This is a genomic window from Streptomyces sp. CA-142005, assembly GCF_050942335.1.
In the GTDB taxonomy this organism is placed as follows: Bacteria; Actinomycetota; Actinomycetes; order Streptomycetales; family Streptomycetaceae; genus Streptomyces.
Map to the genome: position 1 here is coordinate 7,373,392 of NZ_CP192078.1, position 22,488 is coordinate 7,395,879.

Sequence of the window (22,488 nt, forward strand, 5' to 3'; positions counted from 1 at the left end):
CCCGTGCTCTTCCTCTACTCCGTGCTGCTGGTCTGCTGCGCGATACTGCTCGCGGCAGGCATCGTGGAACAACGGCGGCACTTCACCAACCTGGACCACATCCCCACCCGGGTCCTGGTCAACGGCATCCGCGGCAAGTCCTCCATCACCCGGCTGTGCGCGGGCGCCCTGCGCGGCGGAGGCCTCACCACCGTCGCCAAGACGACCGGCACCGCGGCCCGGTTCATCCACCCGGACGCCACCGAGGAGCCGGTCTACCGCAAGTTCGGCATCGCCAACGTGGTCGAGCAGATCGGCATCGTGCGGCGCGCCGCCGCGTACAAGCCGGACGCGCTGGTCATCGAGTGCATGGCCGTCATGCCCGCCCTGCAGGAGATCAACCAGTCCAAGCTGATCCGCTCCACCATCGGCGTGCTGTGCAACGTCCGCGAGGACCACCTCGCCGAGATGGGCCCCACCCTGGACGACGTGGCCCGCTCGCTGTGCCGCTCGATGCCCGAGGACGGCATCTGCGTCACCGCCGAGAAGGACCGCTTCCACATCCTCCAGGAGGAGGCGGACGCCCGGAACTGCAAGCTGGTCTACGCCGACCCCGAGACGGTGACCGACGAGGAGCTGCGCGGGTTCAGCTGGTTCACCTTCAAGGAGAACGTCGCCATCGCGCTGGCCGTCGCCGAACTCCTCGGCGTGGACCGCGAGACGGCCCTGCAGGGCATGTACGACGCCCCGCCGGACCCCGGTGTCCTCTCCGTCGAGCGCTACCAGACCCCCGAGGGCAAGAAGCTGCGCTTCGCCAACGTCTTCGCCGCCAACGACCCCGAGTCGACGCTGATGAACATCAACCAGCTGCTCGACCTCGGCGCCATCCACCGCCCGCTCAACGTGGTCATCAACTGCCGGCCCGACCGCGTCGAACGCAACGGGCAGATGGGCGAGATCATCCCCGACCTCGACCCCGAGCGCGTCTTCGTCATCGGCCACCCGGCCAAGTCCGCCATCGACGCCATCCCCGCCGAGTTCCGCTCGCGCGCCGTGGACCTCGGCGGCGACAAGCGCGACCCCGAGGAGTTCATGGGCAAGATGCTGGACATGCTCGGCGCGGACTCGTCGATGGTCGCGATCGGCAACATCCACGGCCAGGGCGAGATCCTGCTGGAGCACCTCGCCGAACTCCCGCCGGACGACAGCGCCGACGAGCCGGTCCCCGCGGCACCGGCCGGCCGGACCGAACCGGCGCCCGACCGGGTCGACCCCTCGGAGACGATGCAGCTGTACGCGCCTCGCATCGACCCCTACCAGCACTACTCGGAGGCGTACGAGTCGCGCTACGCCCACCAACAGCAGCCGTACGTCCCGCAGCTTCCGGTGCAGCGCAGCGCCGCACAGCCCCACCGGCACGAGGAGCCGGTGCACCGGGCCGGACACGAGCAGGCGCAGTCGTACGGCACCTGGACCGAGCCCCAGCCGAACCCGGCCGGCCGGCCCACCCCGCCCCAGGCACCCGCCGACGGCGGCCGACCGGCCCCGTCCCGCGGGCTGTTCGAGCCCCGCATCCCGCCCCAGCCTTCCGCCGACGACAGCCAGCAGTGGCACAGCCCAGGAGAACAGCGTTGATCCCCTCCGTCCTCACCCCCGAGATCGCCGCGATCGGCATCGGCCTGGGCCTGATGTTCTCGCTCATGTGCTACCTGACGACCAACCTGTCGCCGGGCGGCATGATCACTCCGGGATGGCTCGCGCTCACCCTGATCGAGGACCTCCAGCGCGCCGCGCTCGTCGTCGGCGTGACCGTGCTGACGTACCTCGCCACGCTGCTGATGCAGAAGTTCGTGATCCTGTACGGCAAGCGGCTCTTCGCGGCGGTCGTGCTCAGCGGTGTGCTCATCCAGGCCACCGTGATCATCGTGCTGCAGATGGAGTTCCCGCTGCTGTACGCCAACCAGACGCTCGGCTTCATCGTCCCCGGCCTGATCGGCTACCAGCTGGTCCGCCAGCCCAAGGGCGCGACCCTGCTCTCCGTCGCGTCGGTCTCCCTCGCCACCTATGTGGTGCTGACCGCCGGCATCCTCCTCGGCGCCATGCCGACCGCCTGAACCCGCCCGTATCCGACGCACGCATTCCTGGAGCCCCCACCATGCCGAAGCGCAAAGGCCGCCCGGTCGTCCACACGGTGACGGTCCTGGCGCTGCTCGCGGGCAGCGCCTACTTCACCTTCGAACTGCGCAAGGACGAGCAGGCGAAGCTCCCGGCCGCCCAGAGCATCACCGAGAACCTGCACAGCTCGGGCGGGGCGACCGGCAAGCAGACCTGGGAACGGCTGAACAACCCGGCGCGCTCGGTGCTGCGCGACGGCAAGGGCGCGGTCATCGCCACCTTCACGGACGGCGCCCGCACCGCGACCCTCAAGGGCCCGACCCGCACCTTCAGCGAACCGGCCAACACCACCACCAAGGTGGTCACCGACGACTGGGTCCGCCTGATGCCGGAGACCTGGACCAAGGGCTCCGAGAAGCAGCAGTGGTTCAAGGACTGGTTCAAGCAGTACTACGGCAGCGAGGAGGACGACGTCTTCGCGTTCGCCTTCCAGTACATCGTGGGCGCGCCGGCCAAGAAGGACGACCAGGGCATCCAGTACGCCGGGCACGCCACCTACGGCCCGCTCAAGGCCGACGGCGTCGACCGCTTCGAGCAGACCGACTTCTACGACTACCTGGGCATCCCGTACACCTTCCGGGACGGTGTCACCAAGTACCCGCAGCAGGACCGCCTGCGCGCCGTGGACTGCTCCGGCTATCTGCGCCTGGTCTACGGCTACCGGGCCCGCTACCCGCTGATGTCCGACAACGACCACGGCGACGGGCTGCCGCGCACCGCCGACGGCATGGCCCGCGGGAAGGAGGGCGTCGACATCATCAAGCTCCAGGGTCCGAGCCCCTGGTACGTACGGCCGCAGAACATCGACGTCCTCCAGCCCGGCGATCTGCTGTTCTTCAAGATGGACCACCGCACCGGCAACCACATGGACCACTCCGCGATCTACCTCGGCCCGGACACCGAGGGCCACAAGGTCTTCATCTCCAGCCGCAAGGAGCAGAACGGCCCCACGATCGGCGACCAGGGCGGTGTCTCGCGCCTGGACGGCGACGGTTTCTACGCCAAGCTGTTCCGCACGGCGAAGCGGCTGTGACCAGGGGCGGCGAGGGTTCGCGTGCGGTCCGCGGCTAGAGTGAACCGGTGAACGGCGACTGGCTCCTGCGCGGCCGAGACGGCCGGCTCAGTGTCTACCAGCTGTCGGGCGACGCCGTCCTGTGCCGGGCGGAGCGCGAACCCGGCGGCCCCTGGACCGCCCCGCGCACGGTGGGCGGCGACCAGAAGCTGCACCCCGTCCTGGCGGTCGGCCAGGGCAGCGACGGTTACGCCCACCTGGTGTCCTGGCGGCCCACCGTCAAGGGCGAGTCGGGACTCGTGCACTCCACCCACTTCCGCCCGCGCCTCGCGGCCCTGGACTGGAACCCGCTCGGCCACCCGCAGAAGAAGGGCGACCGCACGGGCACGCCCGCGGTCGCCGTCGACGCCCAGGGCCGCGCCCATGTCTTCGTGCCCGACGGCCAGGGCGGGGTGCGCCTGCTCGCGCAGAAAGAGAAGGGCGGCTGGGCGGCCTGGCGGGACCTGAAGGGCGGCGAGAACGTCCGGGACGGTCTGGCGGCGGTGACGGGGGAGTCCGGCCGGGTCGAGCTGTACGCGGCCGTCCCCGACGGGATCCGCCACTGGCGCCAGGAGGAGGCGGGCGCCGAACCGGTCCTGACGGAGTCCCTGCGCACCCCGGTCCGCCCCGGCACCCTCTACGCCCTGGCCACTTCCGCCGACAGCACGACGCTCTTCTACACCGACCCGGACGGCGACCTGTGCGCCTGGCGCCCCGGCGGCAAACCGGTCACCCTGCTGCCCTCGGCCGGTTCCGGCCCGGTCTCGGCGGTCCGCTGCGAACTCGACGGCCACGACTGCACCCTGCTCGCCCAGCGCTCGGCGAGCGGCCGCGTCGCCTTCGCCGCCTACCCGACCGAACTGGAGTCGGCGGGCGCCTGGTGGACCGAGTCGGGCCCGCGCCTGCCGGTGGACGCGACGGTGTCCCTGGCGACGGACCAGGACGGCCGGGTCGTGGCGGCAACGTTGTCCCCGTCGACCGGCCAACTCCTGCTGACCCGCCGCAAGTCCGAGCCGGGACTGGCCCTGGAGGCGTGGCGGCAGGTCTGAGTGCGCCATGATGGCCGGCGTGGACACCGAGACTCTCATCGACACCTGGCGGCGTCTCCTCGCCGGCTCCGGAAAGACATGGGCGTTGTTCGAGCACGGCACCTGCGTGGTGCTCGAACGGCCCACCGGGGATCCGGCCGCCCAAGCCACCGAGATCCTGCGGGAGTTCGGGCCGGTACGGGTGGGAGGCCCCGCGGGCGACTTCCGGGTGCTGGAACTGAACAACGGCGAGGGCTGGCTGGTGACGGGCCACCACCCGGACGTCGTCACCTTCGTCCCGCTGGACGACCCCGCCGATCCCACGCACCTGGCCGTCGGCATCCTCGGCCGCTCCCGGCGCGACCAGGACGGCACCGGGCTGCACGTCGTCCACGTCGAGGACGGCCGCCAGGACGCGGGCTGACAGGCCTCACGCAGACGCCGGTGCCCGCACTCCGACGGGAGCGCGGGCACCGGCGTTCATCGGTGAAGCGTTACGCGGGGACGCTGGCCACGCCCTGCGCCAGGAACTTCTTGCCGTTCACGCGCTCCGAGACGCCCTCGCGGTCCAGGTACGGCGTGATGCCGCCCAGGTGGAAGGGCCAGCCGGCGCCGGTGATGAGGCACAGGTCGATGTCCTGGGCCTCGGCGACGACGCCCTCGTCGAGCATGAGCCCGATCTCCTGGGCCACCGCGTCCAGGACCCGGGCGCGGACCTGCTCCTCGGTCAGGACGGCGTCGCCCTGCTTCAGCAGCGCGGCGACCTCCGGGTCCAGCTCCGGCTTGCCGCTGTCGTAGACGTAGAAGCCGCGCTTGCCCGCCTCCACGACCGCCTTGAGGTTCGGGGAGACCGTGAAGCGGTCCGGGAAGGCCCGGTTGAGGGTCTCCGAGACGTGCAGGCCGATCGCGGGACCGACCAGCTCCAGCAGCACCAGCGGGGACATCGGCAGACCGAGCGGCTCGACGGCCTTCTCGGCGACCTCGACCGGGGTGCCCTCGTCGATGACGTTCTGGATCTCGCCCATGAAGCGGGTCAGGATGCGGTTCACGACGAACGCCGGGGCGTCCTTGACCAGAACCGCGGTCTTCTTCAGCTTCTTGGCGACGGCGAACGCGGTGGCCAGGGAGGCGTCGTCGGTCTTCTCGCCGCGGACGATCTCCAGCAGCGGCAGCACCGCGACCGGGTTGAAGAAGTGGAAGCCCACGACCCGCTCGGGGTGCTTGAGCTTCGACGCCATCTCCGTCACCGACAGCGAGGAGGTGTTGGTCGCGAGGATCGCGTGCGCCGGGGCGACCGCCTCGACCTCCGCGAACACCTGCTGCTTGACACCGATCTCCTCGAACACGGCCTCGATGACGAAGTCCGCGTCGGAGAAGCCCTCGGCCTTGTCCAGGACACCGGTGACCAGCGCCTTGAGACGGTTGGCCTTGTCCTGGTTGATCCGGCCCTTGCCGAGCAGCTTGTCGATCTCGGAGTGGACGTAGCCCACACCCTTGTCGACGCGCTCCTGGTCGATGTCGGTCAGCACGACCGGCACCTCCAGGCGGCGCAGGAAGAGCAGGGCCAGCTGCGAGGCCATCAGACCGGCGCCGACGACGCCGACCTTGGTGACCGGGCGGGCCAGGTTCTTGTCCGGGGCGCCGGCCGGACGCTTGCCGCGCTTCTGGACCAGGTTGAACGCGTAGAGCCCGGCACGCAGTTCGCCGCTCATGATCAGGTCCGCGAGGGCCTGGTCCTCGGAGTCGTACCCCTGCTGCAGGTCGCCGTTCTTGGCGGCCGCGATGATGTCCAGGGCGCGGTAGGCGGCCGGGGCCGCGCCGTGCACCTTGGAGTCGGCGATGAACCGGCCCTTGGCCACGGCCTGGTCCCAGGCCTCGCCGCGGTCGATCACCGGGCGCTCGACCTGGACGTCGCCCTTGAGGACCTGCGCGGTCCACAGCAGCGACTGCTCCAGGAAGTCGGCGCCCTCGAAGATCGCGTCGGCGATGCCGAGCTCGAAGACCTGCTTGCCCTTGAGCTGCTTGTTCTGGTTCAGCGAGTTCTCGATGATGACCGAGACGGCCTTGTCGGCGCCGATCAGGTTCGGCAGCAGGGTGCAGCCGCCCCAGCCGGGGACCAGGCCGAGGAAGACCTCGGGGAGCGAGAACGCCGGGACGGCCTTCGACACCGTGCGGTAGGTGCAGTGCAGGCCGACCTCGACGCCGCCGCCCATCGCCGCGCCGTTGTAGTAGGCGAAGGTCGGCACGGCCAGGCCCGCCAGACGCTTGAAGACGTCGTGGCCGCCCTTGCCGATGGCGAGCGCGTGCTCGTGCTCCTTGAGGACCTCGACGCCCTTGAGGTCGGCGCCGACCGCGAAGATGAACGGCTTGCCGGTGATGCCGACGCCGACGATCTCGCCGTCCGCCGCCTCCTTCTCGACCTGGTCGATGGCGGTGTTCAGGTTCGCCAGCGAGCCGGGGCCGAAGGTGGTCGGCTTGGTGTGGTCGAAGCCGTTGTCCAGCGTGATCAGCGCGAAGCGGCCGGCGCCGAACGGCAGGTCGAAGTGGCGTACGTGCGCACTGGTGACGACCTCGTCGGGGAACTGCTGCGCGGCCTGCTTGAGAAGCTCGGCGGTGGTGCTCACTTGTCCCCCTCGAAGTGCGGGTTCTCCCAGATGACCGTCGCGCCCATGCCGAAGCCGACGCACATGGTGGTCAGGCCGTAGCGGACGTTCGGCTGCTCCTCGAACTGGCGGGCCAGCTGCGTCATCAGACGGACGCCGGAGGAGGCCAGCGGGTGACCGAAGGCGATGGCGCCGCCGTACTGGTTGACGCGCTCGTCGTCGTCCGCGATGCCGTAGTGGTCGAGGAAGGCCAGGACCTGGACGGCGAAGGCCTCGTTGATCTCGAACAGGCCGATGTCGGAGATGGACAGGCCCGCCTTGGCGAGGGCCTTCTCCGTGGCCGGGATCGGGCCGTAGCCCATGACCTCCGGCTCCACGCCCGCGAAGGCGTAGGAGACGAGCCGCATCTTGACCGGCAGGCCGTTCTCGCGGGCGAAGTCCTCGCTGGCGATGATCGAGGCGGTGGCGCCGTCGTTCAGACCGGCCGCGTTACCGGCGGTGACCCGGCCGTGGACGCGGAACGGCGTCTTGAGGCCCTGCAGGTTCTCCAGGGTCGTGCCCGGCCGCATCGGCTCGTCCGCGGTGACCAGGCCCCAGCCGGTCTCGCCGGCCTCCGGGCTGGTCCGGCGCACCGAGATCGGCACCAGGTCCTGCTGGATCTTGCCGTTGGCGTACGCCTTGGCGGCCTTCTCCTGCGAGCGCACCGCGTACTCGTCGGCGCGCAGCTTGGTGATGTGCGGGTAGCGGTCGTGCAGGTTCTCCGCCGTCATCCCCATGAACAGGGCGGACTCGTCGACCAGCTTCTCGCTCACGAACCGCGGGTTGGGGTCCACGCCCTCGCCCATCGGGTGGCGGCCCATGTGCTCCACGCCACCGGCGATGACGGCGTCGTAGGCACCGAAGGCGATCGAACCGGCGGTGGTCGTCACGGCGGTCAGCGCGCCGGCGCACATGCGGTCGATGGAGTAGCCGGGCACCGACTGCGGCAGGCCGGCGAGGATGCCGGCCGTACGGCCGAGGGTGAGGCCCTGGTCGCCGATCTGCGTGGTGGCCGCGATGGCGACCTCGTCGATCTTCTTCGGGTCCAGACCGGGGTTGCGGCGCAGCAGCTCCCGGATCGCCTTCACGACAAGGTCGTCGGCACGGGTCTCGTGGTAGATGCCCTTCGGGCCCGCCTTGCCGAACGGGGTGCGGACGCCGTCGACGAAGACGACGTCCCTGACGGTACGAGGCACGATGGCTCTCCTCCAGGGTGCGGGACGCTGAGCGCTTGCTTAAGCCCATGCTACTCATGGGTAATGTTGCTGCCCAGTCCCCTCCGCTGGAGCGGCGAAGGTCACACCAGGGGGCTTGTGCGCTGAAGAGCGGTATGGCTTGATCTGGTCGCGCCGGTGGCGCCCCGAAGAGGGCACGGGGAGCCGCGTGACCGTCCTCGGCGAACCCGCGGCCGCCGTATCCGGTCAAGCGCCGTGGCGGCTACGCGTCCTTCGCCGACAGCGCGGACACCAGGACCGGGGTCACCAGCTCCACCTGCCACGCCCGCGCCCCGTACCCGGCCAGCGCGGTCTCCACCGAGCCGGTGTCGATCACCTTCGGTGGTTCCCAGCAGATACGCCTGACCGTGTCCGGCGACACCAGGTTCTCCTGCGGCATGGCGAGCCGCTCGGCGAGCGCGCTGACCCCCGTCCGGGCCGCGGTCAGCCGGGCCGCGGCGGCGGGGTCCTTGTCGGCCCAGGCCCGCGGCGGCGGAGGCCCGGTCACGGGCTGACCGGGCTGAGGCAGCGCGGAGTCCGGCAGGGCCTTGGCCCGGTCGACCGCCGCCTGCCACTGCTCCAGCTGCCGCCGCCCCATCCGGTGGCCGAACCCGTTCAGCGCCGCGAGCGCGTGGACGTTGGCCGGAAGGGCGAGCGCCGCCTCCACGATGGCGGCGTCACTGAGCACCTTGCCCGGCGAGACATCCCGCCGCTGCGCGATCCGGTCCCGCGTCTCCCACAGCTCCCGTACGACAGCGAGCTGCCGGCGCCTGCGCACCTTGTGCATCCCGGACGTACGGCGCCACGGATCCTTCCTCGGCTCGGCCGGCGGCGCGGCCGCGATCGCGTCGAACTCCTGCAGGGCCCACTCCAGCTTGCCCTGCCGGTCCAGCTCCTTCTCCAGGGCGTCGCGCAGGTCGACGAGGAGTTCCACGTCGAGCGCGGCGTATCTGAGCCACGGCTCGGGCAGCGGCCGGGTCGACCAGTCGACGGCGGAGTGGCCCTTCTCCAGGACGAAGCCGAGCACGTTCTCGACCATGGCGCCGAGCCCGACCCGGGGGAACCCGGCGAGCCGGCCGGCCAGCTCGGTGTCGAAGAGCCGGGCCGGGACCATGCCTATTTCCCGCAGACAGGGCAGGTCCTGGGTGGCGGCGTGCAGGACCCATTCGACGCCGGACAGGGCCTCGCCGAGCCCGGACAGGTCGGGGCAGGCCACGGGGTCGATCAGGGCGGTCCCCGCACCCTGGCGGCGCAGCTGCACCAGGTAGGCGCGCTGGCCGTAGCGGTATCCGGAGGCGCGCTCGGCGTCGACGGCGACCGGGCCGGAGCCCGCGGCGAAGGCCGCGACCACCTTGGCGAGCGCGGCCTGGTCGGCGACGACGGGCGGAATGCCCTCGCGGGGTTCGAGCAGTGGTGTCGGCGCCCCCATCACAGAAGATCCGGCGTCGTCCGGAGGAGTGCCTCCGGTGATACGCAGGGAGCTGTCTGCTGCGGTGTCTTGGGCGTCGGTCACCTGTCAAGGGTATCGGTGTGTGGACGGCGCCCGTCGACGGAACGTTCCGTCGACGGGCGCCGGAGGGTCGTAAACCAGTCAGGTCGGTGAAAGGCGCGGTTCATGTGAGTGAACCGTGCGCTGCTCTGAACGGCTCGATGGGCGGCTCTATGGGCGGTTCGGTAAACGGTGATCGGTTCGGTAAGCGTGATCGGCTCGGTGATCGACTTGGCTCAGTGGATGATCCCCGTGCGCAGGGCCACGGCCACCATGCCGGCCCGGTCGCCCGTGCCGAGCTTGCGGGCGATGCGGGCGAGGTGGCTCTTGACGGTCAGGGCGGACAGGCCCATGGAGACGCCGATCGCCTTGTTCGACTGGCCCTCCGCGACCAGCCGCAGCACCTCGACCTCGCGGCCGGACAGCTCCCGGTAGCCGCCCGGGTGGCTCGGGGCACCCGGGGGGCGGCGGTGCATCCGGGCGGCGCCGAGGGGAGCGGCGCCGGGCCGGGTGGGCATGCCGAGGTTGGTACGGGTGCCGGTGACGACGTAACCCTTGACCCCGCCGGCCAGGGCGTTGCGCACCGCGCCGATGTCGTCGGCGGCGGACAGCGCCAGCCCGTTGGGCCAGCCCGCGGCGCGGGTCTCGGACAGCAGGGTCAGGCCGGAGCCGTCGGGCAGATGGACGTCGGCGACACAGATGTCGCGCGGGTTGCCGATGCGGGGACGAGCCTCCGCGATGGACGAGGCTTCGATCACGTCGCGCACGCCGAGCGCCCACAGGTGGCGGGTGACGGTGGAACGGACGCGGGGGTCGGCCACGACCACCATGGCGGTCGGCTTGTTCGGGCGGTAGGCGACCAGGCTTGCGGGCTGCTCGAGGAGAACGGACACCAGGCCTCCTGGGTGGGGGGACGGGGCCGGCTTGTGGGGAGGAAGCCGGGACGAACCGTGCTTTCTAGGTCACAGTCGTCTTCGGCAGCAAACTCGTCCGCCTTTAGAGAATGATCACGATCTAGTGAGTAATAATCTGTGCAATTCGGACACGCGATCGATCATCCGAAGATCGAGTCGGTTCGAGCGAGTGCCATTTGGGGTCGGAAAGTGGCCGTATCGACAAAGGGATGGTCAATAAGGCGCCCATGCGGATGAAAGGCCGGTCCGACGGCCCCGCTCACTGTGGCTGCGGACCCCTGCGCTGCGGCAGCGTCACCACCGAGGCGTCGCCCGGACCGGCCGGCGGCAGCCCCGCGACCTGGGCCAGCAGATCGCACCAGGAGGCGAGGTGGGAGGCGGTGTCGGGCACTCCGCCGAGGCCCTCCCGGGGCGTCCAGGACGCCCGGATCTCGATCTGCGAGGCCGCCGGCCGCTCGGCCAGCCCGCCGAAGTAGTGCGAGCTCGCGCGGGTGATCGTCCCGCTCGGCTCGCCGTAGCCGAGCCCGCGCGCCTGCAGCGCCCCGGTCAGCCACGACCAGCACACCTCGGGCAGCAGCGGATCAGCGGCCATCTCCGGCTCCAGCTCCGCGCGCACCAGCGTCACCAGCCGGAAGGTTCCGCGCCAGGCGTCGTGACCCGCCGGGTCGTGCAGCAGCACCAGCCGTCCGTCGGCCAGTTCCTGCTCGCCGTCGATCACCACGGCCTCCAGCGCGTAGGCGTGCGGGGCGAGCCGCTGCGGGGCGGGGGTGGGCTCCACCTCGACCTGGGGCCGCAACCGGCAGCTGCGCAGGGCGTCGACCGCGGCCCGGAACGCCGGCGGCCCCGGAGTACCGGAACGCCGGTCCGCCTCCTCGGTGTCCTTCACGTCGTCCATTCCGTCAGCGCTGTCCGACATTCTTCCGTGAGCCGCAGCCATGCCGGGAAGAGTAAGGGGAACGGGGCCTTCGTGCAGGGCAAGACACCACCGCGGCGCACGTGGCCGCGGGCGGGTGACCCGGCTCCCGGCCGGCACCGGTCCCGGATCGATCGCTTCCGGCGGCATGCGAAACTTGACCCCGTGACCGCCAACACCAGCATGCAGCCGACAGCCACGTACGACAGCGCCTTCCTCAAGGCGTGCAGGCGCGAACCCGTACCGCACACGCCCGTGTGGTTCATGCGCCAGGCCGGCCGCTCCCTGCCCGAGTACCGCAAGGTCCGCGAGGGCATCCCGATGCTCGAGTCCTGCATGCGGCCCGAGCTGGTCACCGAGATCACGCTGCAGCCGGTGCGCCGGCACCACGTGGACGCGGCCATCTACTTCAGCGACATCGTCGTTCCGCTGAAGGCCATCGGCCTCGGCCTCGACATCAAGCCGGGCGTCGGCCCGGTCGTCGAGGAGCCCATCCGCACCCGCGCCGACCTGGCCCGGCTGCGCGACCTCACGCCCGAGGACATTCCCTACGTCACCGAGGCGATCGGCCTGCTCACCAAGGAGCTGGGGCAGACCCCGCTGATCGGTTTCGCGGGCGCGCCTTTCACCCTCGCGAGCTACCTCGTCGAGGGCGGTCCGTCTCGCACGTACGAGAACGCCAAGGCGATGATGTACGGCGACCCCGAGCTGTGGGCCGACCTGCTGGACCGCCTGGCCGACATCACGGCGGCCTTCCTGAAGGTGCAGATCGAGGCCGGCGCGAGCGCGGTCCAGCTGTTCGACTCCTGGGTCGGCTCCCTCGCCCCGGCGGACTACCGGCGCTCGGTCATGCCCGCCTCCGCGAAGGTCTTCGACGCCGTCGCCGGCTACGGCGTCCCGCGCATCCACTTCGGTGTCGGCACCGGCGAGCTGCTGAAGCTCATGGGCGAGGCCGGCGCCGACGTCGTCGGCGTCGACTGGCGCGTCCCGCTGGACGAGGCGCAGCGCCGCGTAGGCCCCGGCAAGGCGCTGCAGGGCAACCTCGACCCGACGGTCCTGTTCACCGACAAGGACACCGTCGAGGCCAAGGCCCGCGAGGTGCTGGACGCGGCCGCCGGCCTGGAGGGCCACGTCTTCAACCTCGGCCACGGCGTCATGCCGAACACCGACCCGGACGCGCTCACCCGGCTCGTGGAGTACGTCCACACCGCGACCGCGCGCTGACTCACCACGTGTAACGGGGCCGCGCCCGCCTGCCGAACAGCAGGCCGCGCGGCTCCGGCGGGGGCGGCGTGCCGGGCTTGAGGGGCCAGGCCAGCAGCATGCCCGCGAGGAATCCGACCACGTGCGCCGCGTACGCCACCGTGCCCGCCCCGGACACGCCGTGCCCGGACGAGTACACCGCCTGCAGCACGAACCAGAAGCCCAGCACCAGCCAGGCGGGCAGCCTCAGCGGCAGGAAGACCAGGAACGGCACGAGGACCCACACCCGCGCCCTCGGCCACAGCACGATGTAGGCGCCGAGCACCCCCGCGATCGCACCGGACGCGCCGATCAGCGGGTCGCCGGAGGTGGCGTTGAGCAGCGCGAAACCGTATCCGGCCGCGTATCCGCAGACGACGTAGAAGAGGAAGAAGCGGATGTGGCCCATCCGGTCCTCGACGTTGTTGCCGAAGATCAGCAGGAAGAGCATGTTCCCGAGCAGGTGCAGCCAGCTGCCGTGCAGGAACATCGCCGTGAAGACCGACAGCGGCGGCGACTTGTCGTAGCCGGGCGGGGCCACCACGCAGCCCGGGCCGTGCGGCCCGACGCCCACCTGTCCCGTCGGGACCAGCCGCGGCACCTGATGGTGGATCAGCTCCCGTGGGACGGCGGCGTAGTGATCCATGAAGGCTTGCAGATGGCACAGTTGCGCCAGGTCGCTGCCGCCGGCCACGGAACCGGCTATGCCGGGCGTGGTGACGAACACCAGGACGTTCGCGGCGATGAGGGCGTACGTCACCCAGGGGGTGCGGCGCACCGGGTTCACGTCATGGACGGGGATGACCACACAGAAGTACTGCCCGGGATGCGGCGGGCGAATCGGTGAACGGCGCCGGGTGCGTGTGCGTATCTCCTTTCAACCGACGTGAGGACAGGCGATGAGCGAACGAATCACTCCTCCGATGCATGCTCTGCCCGACGGCGAGGCGGAGATCTCTCTGGTCCTGCGGCTCCCCTGGGAGGACGTGGCCCGGCTCGGCCAGGAGGCCGGCCGGCTCGCCTCCCAGATGCAGCGGCCGGTGACGCTCGACGAGGCGGTGAGCTACCGGCTGCGGTCCACCCGGCCGTCCGCCACGCACGCGAAGCCCGCCGGCGAGCAGCCGCCGGCGGCCGTGTCCGCACTGCCGCGCATCAGCGGAACGGCCTAGGCGCGCCTAGGAATCCCGCACCTTCGCCGCCGCCTTTCGCGCCGCCACCAGGACCGGGTCCCACACGGGGGAGAAAGGCGGGGCGTAGCCCAGGTCCAGGGCCGTCATCTGCTCCGCCGTCATCCGCGCGGTCAGCGCCACCGCGGCGATGTCGACCCGTTTCGCCGCGCCCTCCCTGCCGACGATCTGGACGCCGAGCAGCCGGCCGGTGCGGCGTTCGGCGAGCATCTTGACCGTCATGGGGGAGGCGCCGGGGTAGTAACCGGCGCGGCCGGTGGACTCGATGGTGACCGTCTCGTACCGCAGGCCCACCCGGTCGGCGTCCTTCTCGCGCAGGCCGGTGCGGGCGATCTCCAGGTCGCAGACCTTGCTGACCGCCGTGCCGACCACGCCCGGGAAGGTGGCGTAACCGCCGCCCGCGTTGGTGCCGATGACCTGGCCGTGCTTGTTGGCGTGGGTGCCGAGGGGCATGTACTGCTCCTGGCCGGAGACCAGGTTCAGCACCTCCACGCAGTCGCCGCCGGCCCAGACGTTCGCGTGGCCGCGCACCCGCATCGCGAGGTCGGTGAGCAGGCCGCCATGGGCGCCGAGGGGCAGCCCCGCGGCCCTGGCGAGAGCGGTCTCCGGACGGACACCGATACCGAGGACCACCACGTCCGCCGGGTACTCGGCGTCCTCGGTGGCCACCGCGCGGGCCCGTCCGTCCTCCCCGGTGAGGATCTTGGTGACCTCGGCGTCGTTCACCATGGTGATGCCGAGGCCCTCCATGGCCCGGTGCACCAGCCGGCCCATGTCCGCGTCGAGCGTCGACATGGGCTCCTTGCCGCGGTTGACGACCGTCACCTCGAAGCCGCGGTTGATCAGCGCCTCCGCCATCTCCACGCCGATGTAGCCGGCGCCCACGACCACGGCCCTGCGGCCACGCGTGCGTGCCAGCGTCTCCAGCAGCGCCTGGCCGTCGTCCAGGGTCTGCACGCCGTGCACCCCGGGGGCGTTCGCGCCGGGCAGGTCGGGGCGGACCGGGCGCGCGCCGGTCGCGATGACGAGCTTGTCGTACGACGTCCAGTACTCGGCGCCGGAATCGACGTCACGCGCGCGTACCCGCTGTCCGGCCACGTCGATCTCGGTGACCTCGGTGCGCAGCCGCAGATCGATCCCTCGCGCCCGGTGCTCCTCGGGGGTCCGGGCGATCAGGGCGTCGCGTTCGGGCACGTCGCCGCCCACCCAGTACGGGATGCCGCACGCCGAGAAGGAGGTGAAGTGGCCGCGTTCGAAGGCCACGATCTCCAGTTCCTCGGGCCCCTTCAGCCGGCGCGCCTGCGACGCCGCGGACATGCCCGCGGCGTCGCCGCCGATCACGACCAGCCGTTCCGTCCCACCTCGTCCGTCACCCATGCTCATGGGAACACGCTACGGGGCGCGGGCATTTCAGTCCCGGTCCGGCCGTCCCTCGGAGGATTCCGGCGCCGGGCGGGCCGACGGCAGGGGGCCCAGCGCGGTCATCGCGGGCGCGGGCTCCCGCCGGCGCGGCAGCCGGGGCCGTACGACCCGCAGCCACAGCAGCGTCAGCAGCGCCGCGCACGCCGCGAACGGCAGGGCGGCGCCGAGCGCGAGGACGATCCAGCGCAGCATGGTCACGAACACGTGCCAGCCGCCGGACAGGGCGTCCACGACGCCGGGGGAGCCGTCACCGGCCGCCTTCCGCACCGGCGTCTCGGACAGCGACAGCGTGATGGTGGCGAGGCTCGTGCGGTCCTTCAGGGACGCCTGCCGGGCCAGCAGCGCCTCCAGGTCGGCCTGACGGCTGCTCAACTCGCCCTCCAGCGCGACGACATCGCTCAGCTTCGTCGCCCGGTCCATCAGCGCGCGGATCCGGTCCACGCTGGCCCGCTGCGACTTGACGCGGCTGTCCACGTCCACGACCTGGTCGGTGACGTCCTCCGCCTGCGCCGTACGGTCGATCAGCCGGCCCGTCCCCTGGAGTCCGACGAGCACCGCGTCGTACCGCGCGGCGGGCACCCGCAGCACGACGCGGGTGTGCTCATGGCCGTCGGCGTCCCGGCCGGTGCTCTCCTTGCCGACGTAGCCGCCCGCGTCCTCGGCGGTCGCGCGGGCCTGGTCCAGGGCCTTGGGCACGTCCTTGACCTGGAGGGTGAGGGACGCGGTGCGGATGACCGCGTTCTGGGCGAGCCGCGGTGTCTTCGGTGCCGTCGGCTTGGCGCCGCCGGCCGCGCCGGGCCCGGCGGCCACGTCGGCGCCGTCCGCCGCGGACTTCGCCGAGCCACCGCCGGCCGTGTCGTCCGCCCCGCCGCATCCGGCGAGGGCGAGGGAGGCGGCGAGCAGGATCCCCGCCAGGGCCCTGGCGGGGCGTGCGGGCCGAGTGGAACGTGATGTGCGCATGGGCGGTACCCCCGAGGGCTCTGCGGCCTGTGACGTCCCTACGACGGCCGGACGTGCCGGAACGTTCGGACGACGGCCCCCCGCGTGGGGACCTCCGGCCCTGGCGGGGGTGTCGGTGGGGTCTGAGAGAGTGGGGGCATGAGCGCAACGGGTACGCGTACGGGGCATGTCGTCGTCATCGGAGCCGGTATCGCCGGGCTGGCCGCCGCCCACCGGCTGCTCGGGCGCGGCACGCGCGTGACCGTGCTGGAGGCCGCGGACCGGGTCGGCGGCAAGCTGCTGCCCGGCGAGATCGCGGGCGTGCGGGTCGACCTGGGCGCCGAGTCGATGCTCGCCCGCCGCCCCGAGGCCGTGACCCTGGCACGCGAGGTGGGCCTGGCGGAGCGCCTCCAGCCGCCGGCCACCGCGACCGCCTCGATCTGGACCCGCGGCGCCCTGCGCCCCATGCCCAAGGGCCATGTGATGGGCGTCCCCGGCACCGCCGCCGCCCTCTCCGGCGTGCTCTCCGAGGAGGGCTTGGCCCGCATCGAGCGCGACGCCGACCTGCCGCGCACCGAGGTCGGCGACGACGTGGCCGTGGGGGAGTACGTGGCCGCGCGGCTCGGCCGCGAGGTCGTCGACCGCCTGGTCGAGCCGCTGCTCGGCGGCGTGTACGCGGGCGACGCGTACCGCATCTCGATGCGCTCGGCCGTCCCGCAGCTCTTCCAGGCCGCCCGCACCCACACCTCCCTCACGGAGGCGGTCCGCGAGATCCAGGCCCAGGCGGCGGCGAACCAGCAGGCCGGGCCGGTCTTCATGGGCATCGAGGGCGGAGTCGGCACCCTGCCGCTCGCGGTCGCCGACTCCGTCCGGGCCCGCGGCGGCGAGATCCTGACCGGCACACCGGTCACCGGGCTGCGCCGCGAGGCGTCCGGCGGCTGGCGGCTCACCGCCGGTGAGCGGGTCCTGCGCGCCGACGCCGTGATCGTCGCCGTACCCGCCCCGGCCGCCGCGCGGCTGCTGCGCGCGGAGTCCCCGGAGGCCGCCGCCGAGCTGGCCGCCGTCGAGTACGCGTCCATGGCGCTGGTCACCCTCGCCTACCGCCGCCCGGGCCTGAACCTCCCCGAGGGCAGCGGCTTCCTCGTGCCCCCCGTCGACGGCCGCACCATCAAGGCGTCCACGTTCGCCTCCCACAAGTGGGGCTGGATCGCCGAGGAGGACCCGGACGTGGTCGTGCTGCGCACCTCCGTGGGCCGGCACGGCGAGACGGAGATCCTCCAGCGGGACGACGCCGCCCTCGTCGAGGTGTCCCGGCACGACCTGCGGGAGGCCACCGGCCTGGACGCCGTACCCCTGCGGACCCGGGTGACCCGCTGGACCGACGGCCTGCCGCAGTACCCGGTCGGGCATCACGCGCGCGTGGCCCGCATCCGCGAGCACGTCGCCAAGCTGCCGGGCCTCGTGGTGTGCGGCGCGCAGTACGACGGCGTCGGCATCCCGGCCTGCATCGCGAGCGCGTACGCGGCCGTCGACCAGCTCGACGGCGACCTGAGCGGAATCCGGGAGCTTACGGCCAACCCGGTGCAGAGCCTCCACGGCGGAGCGGGAGAATAGGGACCATGAGTGACGACGCCCCCACCACCGAGTCCGGCAGGATCCCGAACAAGGGCAAGCTGGCCAAGGACCTCAACGAGGTCATCCGCTACACCCTCTGGTCGGTCTTCAAGCTCAAGGACGTACTGCCGGAGGACCGCGCCGGTTACGCCGACGAGGTCCAGGAGCTGTTCGACCAGCTCGCCGCCAAGGACGTGACGATCCGCGGCACCTACGACCTCTCCGGCCTGCGCGCCGACGCCGACCTCATGATCTGGTGGCACGCGGAGACCAGCGACCAGCTCCAGGAGGCGTACAACCTCTTCCGCCGCACGAAGCTGGGCCGCGCGCTGGAGCCGGTGTGGTCCAACATGGCGCTGCACCGCCCGGCCGAGTTCAACCGCTCGCACATCCCGGCGTTCCTCGCCGACGAGACGCCCCGCAACTACGTCAGCGTCTACCCGTTCGTGCGCTCCTACGACTGGTACCTGCTGCCCGACGAGGACCGCCGCCGCATGCTCGCCGACCACGGCAAGATGGCCCGCGGCTACCCGGACGTGCGCGCCAACACGGTCGCCTCGTTCTCTCTCGGCGACTACGAGTGGATCCTGGCCTTCGAGGCCGACGAGCTGTACCGCATCGTCGACCTCATGCGCCACCTGCGCGGCTCCGAGGCCCGCATGCACGTCCGCGAGGAGGTCCCGTTCTTCACGGGCCGCCGCAAGGACATCGGGGACCTGGTGGCGGGCCTGGCCTGAGGCGCCCCGAAGGGCCTCTGGCGTCGCTCGCCCCGCATGGAGCCTCGCGGGGACTCTTTCGCCGGGCCCGCCGCCGGGGGCAGCCGGTGCGGCGCGCACGACGTGAGCCGTGCCGGGACGCGGCCCTCCAGCAGGTGTGTGTCGAGGTGGCCGTTGACGCACGGGTTGGGCCCGCCCCCGCTCCCGTGCGTCCCGGCGTCCCGCTCGGTCACCAGCACCGAGCCGGCCAGCCGCCGGTTCATCTCCAGCGCCACGAAGGGCCTCTAGCGTCGCCCGCCCCGCATGGAGCCTCGCGGGGACTTTTTCGCCGGGCCCACTGCCGGGGGCAGCCGGTGCGGCGCGCACGACGCGTGCCGTGCCGGGACGCGGCCCTCCAGCAGGTATGCGTCGAGGTGGCCGTTGACGCACTGGTTGGGCCCGCCCCCGATCCCGTGCGTCCCGGCGTCCCGCTCGGTCACCAGCACCGAGCCGGCCAGCCGCCGGTTCATCTCCAGCGCCCCCGGGTACGGTGCCGCCGCGTCCCGCTCGGCCGCCAGGATCAGCACCGGCGGCAGTTCACCCGGTCCGGTCCGCACGTCCAGGGGCTGCCGGCGGGGCGCCGGCCAGTAGGCGCACGGCAGGTTCATCCAGGCGTTGTCCCAGGTCTCGAACGGTGCCGCCCGGGCCAGCCGGGTGTTGTCGCGGTCCCACGTCTTCCAGTCCGTCGGCCAGGGCGCGTCGTTGCACTCCACGGCCGTGTAGACCGCGCTGCCGTTCTCCGCCTCGGCGGCCGTCTCCGCGTTCGGCGCGGCCAGCCGGACCAGCGGCTTCGGGTCGCCGTGCAGATAGGCCGACAGCGCCTCGGCCCGGCTCGGCCAGAAGTCGTCGTAGTACCCGGCCATGAGGAACGCGTTCTGCAGCTGCCCGGGACCGACCTTCCCGCCGGCCGCCTTCCGGGCCAGCCGCTCGCGCGCGGTGTCGTAGGCGCGCTGCACCTTCTCGGCGGTGTTCCCGAGCTTGTAGACGTCGTCGTGGCGGGCGATCCAGTCCCGGAAGTCCGCCCAGCGGTCCTCGAACGCCGCAGACTGGTCGAGGTTGTTGCGGTACCAGACCTTCGCCGGGTCCGGGTTCACCGCCGAGTCCAGCACCATACGCCGCACGTGCGTGGGGAACATGGTGGCGTACAGCGCGCCGAAATAGGTGCCGTACGACGCTCCGACGAAGGTCAGCCGGTCCTCGCCCAGCGCGGCCCGCAGCACGTCGAGGTCCCGGGCGTTGTTCAGCGAGGTGTAGAAGCGCAGCCTGCTCCCGGAGCGCCGGGCGCAGCCGCGCGCGTACGCCTTGGCCTGGGCGATGCGCTGCCGCTTGTACGCCTCCGTCGGGTGGGCCGGCGACGCGGTGGGCGCCTTGACGAAGCGTTCGGGGTCCTCGCAGGACAGGGGCGCCGAACGGCCCACGCCGCGCGGGGCGTAGCCGACCAGGTCGTAGGCGGCGGCGATCCGCTGCCACTGCGGGAGCTTGCCGATCAGCGGGAAGTACATGCCGGACGCGCCGGGGCCGCCGGGGTTGTAGACGAGGGCGCCCTGCCGGGGGACCTTCCGCTTGCTGTTGCGCGAATCCTTCTGCGTCGCCGGGATCCGGCTGACGGTCAGGCGGATCTGCGGGCCTTCCGGGTGGGCGTAGTCGAGCGGGACGGTCACCGTGCCGCACCGCACGTCGCTGCCGGGCTCCTGCGGTACGTCGGCGGCGGAGCACGCGCCGAAGTCGATACCGGCCGCCCGGGCGCGGGCCGCGGCCACCGCGGTGCCGCGCAGCTCGGCCGCGCCGGGGACGGCCGCCGCCCCTGCCACGCGGGCCGCACCGCCCGCCGGGGCGGCGGCCAGGGTGGTCAGGAGCAAGGATCCGGCGGCCGAGTACAGGGCGGCAGCTCTCATCGCGTATCCCTTCGGTGCGGCGACGGCGATGGCACGGCTGCCACGGCCCGGCAACAACACAAGGGATGTTTCGTTCGGCCCTCGGGGAAGGCAAGCACCACCCGGCCGGTGTCGGCGCCAATGCCCCCTATGCGCCCCTCGAAGAGCCTGTCGGGACCCTCGGGCCGCCCTCACTCCCGCCAGGGCTGGTCGCGGTGGGTGAAGGCGGCGCGCAGCTGCGGCTCGCCGATCGCGCGGATCCCGCGTACGGCGACCGAGGTGAGGAAGGACCGCTCGTCGCCGGCCGGCCTGCGCACCAGCGCGCCCAGCAGCCGCTGCCCGGCCGGGGAGGCCCAGCGCGAGTAGGGATGCACCTCGAACCGGGCGATGGCGAGGCAGCTCAGGGACAGCACGAGGGGCAGGGCGAACCACAGTCCGACCAGCAGCCGGGGCGTCCCGGTCTGGACGGGCAGCAGCAGCGCGACCGTCCCGAGCACCGCCGCGGCCGACGCGGCGGCGCGCACCTGGCGGACGGCGGCGCCCACGGTCGCACCGGAGCCGTCGGGGACGGCGAGACCGGCCCGCACCAGCCGGTCGGCGAGCCGCCGTACCGCCTCGGCGCCGGCCGCACGCGCCCGCGCGGGCGCGATGCGCGACTGCCCCTCCGGGCCGATGGCTCCTATGACGGACTGCTCGATCTCGTCACGCCCTTGCGGGTCCACCACCGTGGCCCAGCCGGTGTGCGCGAGGTGCAGGCGCCGCTGGCGGGCCATGGACACCATCGTCACATCGGCGACCCGGGCCGGGCCGCCGGAGAGGAAGGCCGCCTCGTAGAGCGTCAGGTCGTGCTCGTGGTCCGCCGTCGTGGCATCCGCGTCCAGGGCTGCCGCGCGAACGGCCGCAAGGCACAGCCGGGTGCACGCCGTACCGGCGAAAGCCCAGGCCAGGAGCAGGAGAAGGACCCAGAACATGACGCGTTTCTATGTCAGAGGCCCGGGTGAGCGCCATGCCCTGTTCATCATCCGGACACAGTGTCAGCGGTTTGTGACGTTCCGTTCCGCGCTCAGGTCGGGGATTTCAGGAGCCGTTGGTCGCAGGCGGCGGGCTGGTGGTGGCGGGCGGCAGGGAGTACGACTCGGCCGGCGACGGGGTGACCGGCACGGCGGCACTGGGTTCGACGGCCGGCGGGGTCGGTACGGGGGTGGGCGAGGAGGCCAGCTCCTTCGCGAGCGCGGCGAAGTCGACGTAGCCGGTCGCCTCCAGGACCTTGATGTGATCCAGGACGGTCGCGTTCGCGTCGTCGGCGAGATCGCGGACCAGGGAGTTCTGGGTGCCGGCCCGGACCGCGGCGACCAGTGCGAACACCCGGCCGTGGGCGAGCCGTACGATGCCGGCGAACTGGCGGTCGAAGTCCTGGCCCTGCGCCGCCTTCAGGGTGCCGAGCCACTGACGCTGCTGCCTGTTCGGCTCGTTGGGCAGCGGGACGCCGAGCTGGGTGGCGACGGTGCGGACATGGGCGTCCAGCGAGGCGTGCCCGTCGACCAGGTGCTGCCCCGCCGTGCGTACGGCCCCCGTGGTGCCCTTCCGCTCGGCCATCTCACCGGCGGGCAGCTCCCACAGCCCCGCCAGCCGGACCTTGGTGATGAAGTCCCGGTCCTGCGCGGACAGGGGGCCGTAGGGGGTCGTCACGGTCTGCGTGCTCAGGACGGTCGCACCGGCCGCCGGGCTCTGGCGGCCGGCGTACGACCAGAGCGGGTAGAGCAGCGCCGCCGCGGTCGCCGCGAGGGCCGCGATGATGAGGCCTGTGCCGCTGAATATGCCTCGGCCCTTGACCGGGGGTCGGGGTCGCATGACGCCTCCTGTAGCGCACCGCACGCGAGTGTGCAGGGGGGTGGGGTGCGGGCGGCATATTACTCGGCTGCGGTCGGCTGCCGCCGGGCTCGGGGTGCGCGTGGGTGCCGTCGGGGATGCGGCGTTGGCGACTGCGGGTGCGTCGTGGCCGGTCGCGCCCACGCGGCGGAGCGGCACATCGATACAGCCCCGCGCCCCT

General features: G+C 72.2%; 20 protein-coding genes and 1 pseudogene. 9 read left to right on the forward strand and 12 right to left on the reverse strand.

Annotated elements, in window-relative coordinates; all coding sequences use genetic code 11:
- The first annotated feature begins 3 nt into the window (after positions 1 to 3).
- Genes pgsB through ACQPXS_RS34295 form a run of 5 tightly spaced genes read left to right on the forward strand, consistent with a single transcriptional unit; the run spans position 4 to position 4,657 of the window.
- The gene (pgsB, locus tag ACQPXS_RS34275) at positions 4 to 1,614 is read left to right on the forward strand and encodes a poly-gamma-glutamate synthase PgsB (protein ID WP_433453266.1); all 1,611 of its coding nucleotides are present in this window, start codon (positions 4 to 6) and stop codon (positions 1,612 to 1,614) included.
- Positions 1,611 to 2,093, forward strand: coding sequence for a poly-gamma-glutamate biosynthesis protein PgsC/CapC (locus ACQPXS_RS34280; protein WP_031169214.1), 483 nt, complete (start codon positions 1,611 to 1,613; stop codon positions 2,091 to 2,093). The genes pgsB and ACQPXS_RS34280 overlap by 4 nt, the downstream gene beginning before the upstream one ends.
- A gap of 41 nt (positions 2,094 to 2,134) precedes the next feature.
- Positions 2,135 to 3,187, forward strand: coding sequence for an NlpC/P60 family protein (locus ACQPXS_RS34285; protein ID WP_351806244.1), 1,053 nt, complete (start codon positions 2,135 to 2,137; stop codon positions 3,185 to 3,187).
- A gap of 47 nt (positions 3,188 to 3,234) precedes the next feature.
- The gene (locus ACQPXS_RS34290) at positions 3,235 to 4,254 is read left to right on the forward strand and encodes a hypothetical protein (protein WP_433453269.1); all 1,020 of its coding nucleotides are present in this window, start codon (positions 3,235 to 3,237) and stop codon (positions 4,252 to 4,254) included.
- Positions 4,255 to 4,264: 10 nt separating this feature from the next.
- Entirely contained in the window at positions 4,265 to 4,657 is a 393-nt protein-coding gene (locus ACQPXS_RS34295; protein ID WP_356305305.1) for a hypothetical protein, read from the forward strand.
- A gap of 70 nt (positions 4,658 to 4,727) precedes the next feature.
- Here ACQPXS_RS34295 and ACQPXS_RS34300 read toward each other — a convergent pair whose 3' ends face one another.
- The 5 genes from ACQPXS_RS34300 to ACQPXS_RS34320 form a co-directional block, all read right to left on the reverse strand.
- Positions 4,728 to 6,857 (reverse strand): 3-hydroxyacyl-CoA dehydrogenase NAD-binding domain-containing protein, encoded by a 2,130-nt coding sequence (locus ACQPXS_RS34300; RefSeq protein ID WP_433453271.1) that lies wholly within the window; start codon positions 6,855 to 6,857, stop codon positions 4,728 to 4,730.
- Entirely contained in the window at positions 6,854 to 8,071 is a 1,218-nt protein-coding gene (locus ACQPXS_RS34305; RefSeq protein WP_351806250.1) for a thiolase family protein, read from the reverse strand. Before ACQPXS_RS34305 ends, ACQPXS_RS34300 begins: the two co-directional genes overlap by 4 nt.
- A gap of 241 nt (positions 8,072 to 8,312) precedes the next feature.
- Positions 8,313 to 9,602: a ribonuclease D gene (locus tag ACQPXS_RS34310; RefSeq protein ID WP_433453272.1), complete on the reverse strand. Its 1,290-nt coding sequence runs from the start codon at positions 9,600 to 9,602 to the stop codon at positions 8,313 to 8,315.
- A 212-nt stretch (positions 9,603 to 9,814) separates the two neighbouring features.
- A complete protein-coding gene (locus tag ACQPXS_RS34315) occupies positions 9,815 to 10,471 on the reverse strand; it encodes a response regulator transcription factor (RefSeq protein ID WP_351806713.1) in 657 nt (218 codons plus the stop codon).
- A 280-nt stretch (positions 10,472 to 10,751) separates the two neighbouring features.
- Positions 10,752 to 11,429: a DUF3000 domain-containing protein gene (locus ACQPXS_RS34320; RefSeq protein ID WP_365329257.1), complete on the reverse strand. Its 678-nt coding sequence runs from the start codon at positions 11,427 to 11,429 to the stop codon at positions 10,752 to 10,754.
- A 159-nt stretch (positions 11,430 to 11,588) separates the two neighbouring features.
- Between ACQPXS_RS34320 and hemE the strand changes: the two genes are divergently transcribed.
- Positions 11,589 to 12,629, forward strand: a complete 1,041-nt coding sequence (hemE, locus tag ACQPXS_RS34325; RefSeq protein WP_433456069.1) for a uroporphyrinogen decarboxylase — start codon at positions 11,589 to 11,591, stop codon at positions 12,627 to 12,629.
- 1 nt (position 12,630) lies between these two features.
- Here hemE and ACQPXS_RS34330 read toward each other — a convergent pair whose 3' ends face one another.
- The gene (locus ACQPXS_RS34330; protein ID WP_433453275.1) at positions 12,631 to 13,455 is read right to left on the reverse strand and encodes a rhomboid family intramembrane serine protease; all 825 of its coding nucleotides are present in this window, start codon (positions 13,453 to 13,455) and stop codon (positions 12,631 to 12,633) included.
- Positions 13,456 to 13,546: 91 nt separating this feature from the next.
- Between ACQPXS_RS34330 and ACQPXS_RS34335 the strand changes: the two genes are divergently transcribed.
- Positions 13,547 to 13,816 (forward strand): hypothetical protein, encoded by a 270-nt coding sequence (locus tag ACQPXS_RS34335; RefSeq protein WP_351806705.1) that lies wholly within the window; start codon positions 13,547 to 13,549, stop codon positions 13,814 to 13,816.
- A gap of 6 nt (positions 13,817 to 13,822) precedes the next feature.
- On the opposite strand, the gene ACQPXS_RS34340 is transcribed toward ACQPXS_RS34335, so the two are convergent.
- Together ACQPXS_RS34340 and ACQPXS_RS34345 are read right to left on the reverse strand one after the other, a co-directional pair.
- On the reverse strand, positions 13,823 to 15,217 hold the full coding sequence (locus ACQPXS_RS34340) for an FAD-dependent oxidoreductase (protein WP_433453276.1): 1,395 nt from the start codon (positions 15,215 to 15,217) through the stop codon (positions 13,823 to 13,825).
- A 27-nt stretch (positions 15,218 to 15,244) separates the two neighbouring features.
- Positions 15,245 to 16,216 (reverse strand): DUF4349 domain-containing protein, encoded by a 972-nt coding sequence (locus tag ACQPXS_RS34345; protein ID WP_433453277.1) that lies wholly within the window; start codon positions 16,214 to 16,216, stop codon positions 15,245 to 15,247.
- A 138-nt stretch (positions 16,217 to 16,354) separates the two neighbouring features.
- On the opposite strand from ACQPXS_RS34345, the gene hemG reads away from it, so the two are divergent.
- Both hemG and hemQ read left to right on the forward strand, forming a co-directional pair.
- Positions 16,355 to 17,809 carry a protoporphyrinogen oxidase gene (gene hemG / locus ACQPXS_RS34350; protein WP_433453278.1) on the forward strand — a complete coding sequence of 485 codons (1,455 nt, stop codon included), beginning with the start codon at positions 16,355 to 16,357 and terminating at the stop codon, positions 17,807 to 17,809.
- A 5-nt stretch (positions 17,810 to 17,814) separates the two neighbouring features.
- Positions 17,815 to 18,546 carry a hydrogen peroxide-dependent heme synthase gene (hemQ, locus tag ACQPXS_RS34355; RefSeq protein ID WP_351806698.1) on the forward strand — a complete coding sequence of 244 codons (732 nt, stop codon included), beginning with the start codon at positions 17,815 to 17,817 and terminating at the stop codon, positions 18,544 to 18,546.
- 77 nt (positions 18,547 to 18,623) lie between these two features.
- On the opposite strand, the pseudogene ACQPXS_RS34360 reads toward hemQ, so the two are convergent.
- From ACQPXS_RS34360 to ACQPXS_RS34375, 4 genes and pseudogenes are all read right to left on the reverse strand, one after another.
- Positions 18,624 to 18,797 (reverse strand): annotated as a pseudogene (locus ACQPXS_RS34360) (alpha/beta hydrolase); the annotation flags it as partial.
- 12 nt (positions 18,798 to 18,809) lie between these two features.
- The gene (locus ACQPXS_RS34365) at positions 18,810 to 20,459 is read right to left on the reverse strand and encodes an alpha/beta hydrolase (RefSeq protein WP_433453279.1); all 1,650 of its coding nucleotides are present in this window, start codon (positions 20,457 to 20,459) and stop codon (positions 18,810 to 18,812) included.
- Positions 20,460 to 20,629: 170 nt separating this feature from the next.
- Positions 20,630 to 21,409 (reverse strand): TIGR04222 domain-containing membrane protein, encoded by a 780-nt coding sequence (locus tag ACQPXS_RS34370; RefSeq protein WP_433453281.1) that lies wholly within the window; start codon positions 21,407 to 21,409, stop codon positions 20,630 to 20,632.
- Positions 21,410 to 21,515: 106 nt separating this feature from the next.
- Positions 21,516 to 22,289 (reverse strand): DUF4142 domain-containing protein, encoded by a 774-nt coding sequence (locus ACQPXS_RS34375; RefSeq protein WP_433453282.1) that lies wholly within the window; start codon positions 22,287 to 22,289, stop codon positions 21,516 to 21,518.
- Positions 22,290 to 22,488 lie beyond the last annotated feature (199 nt).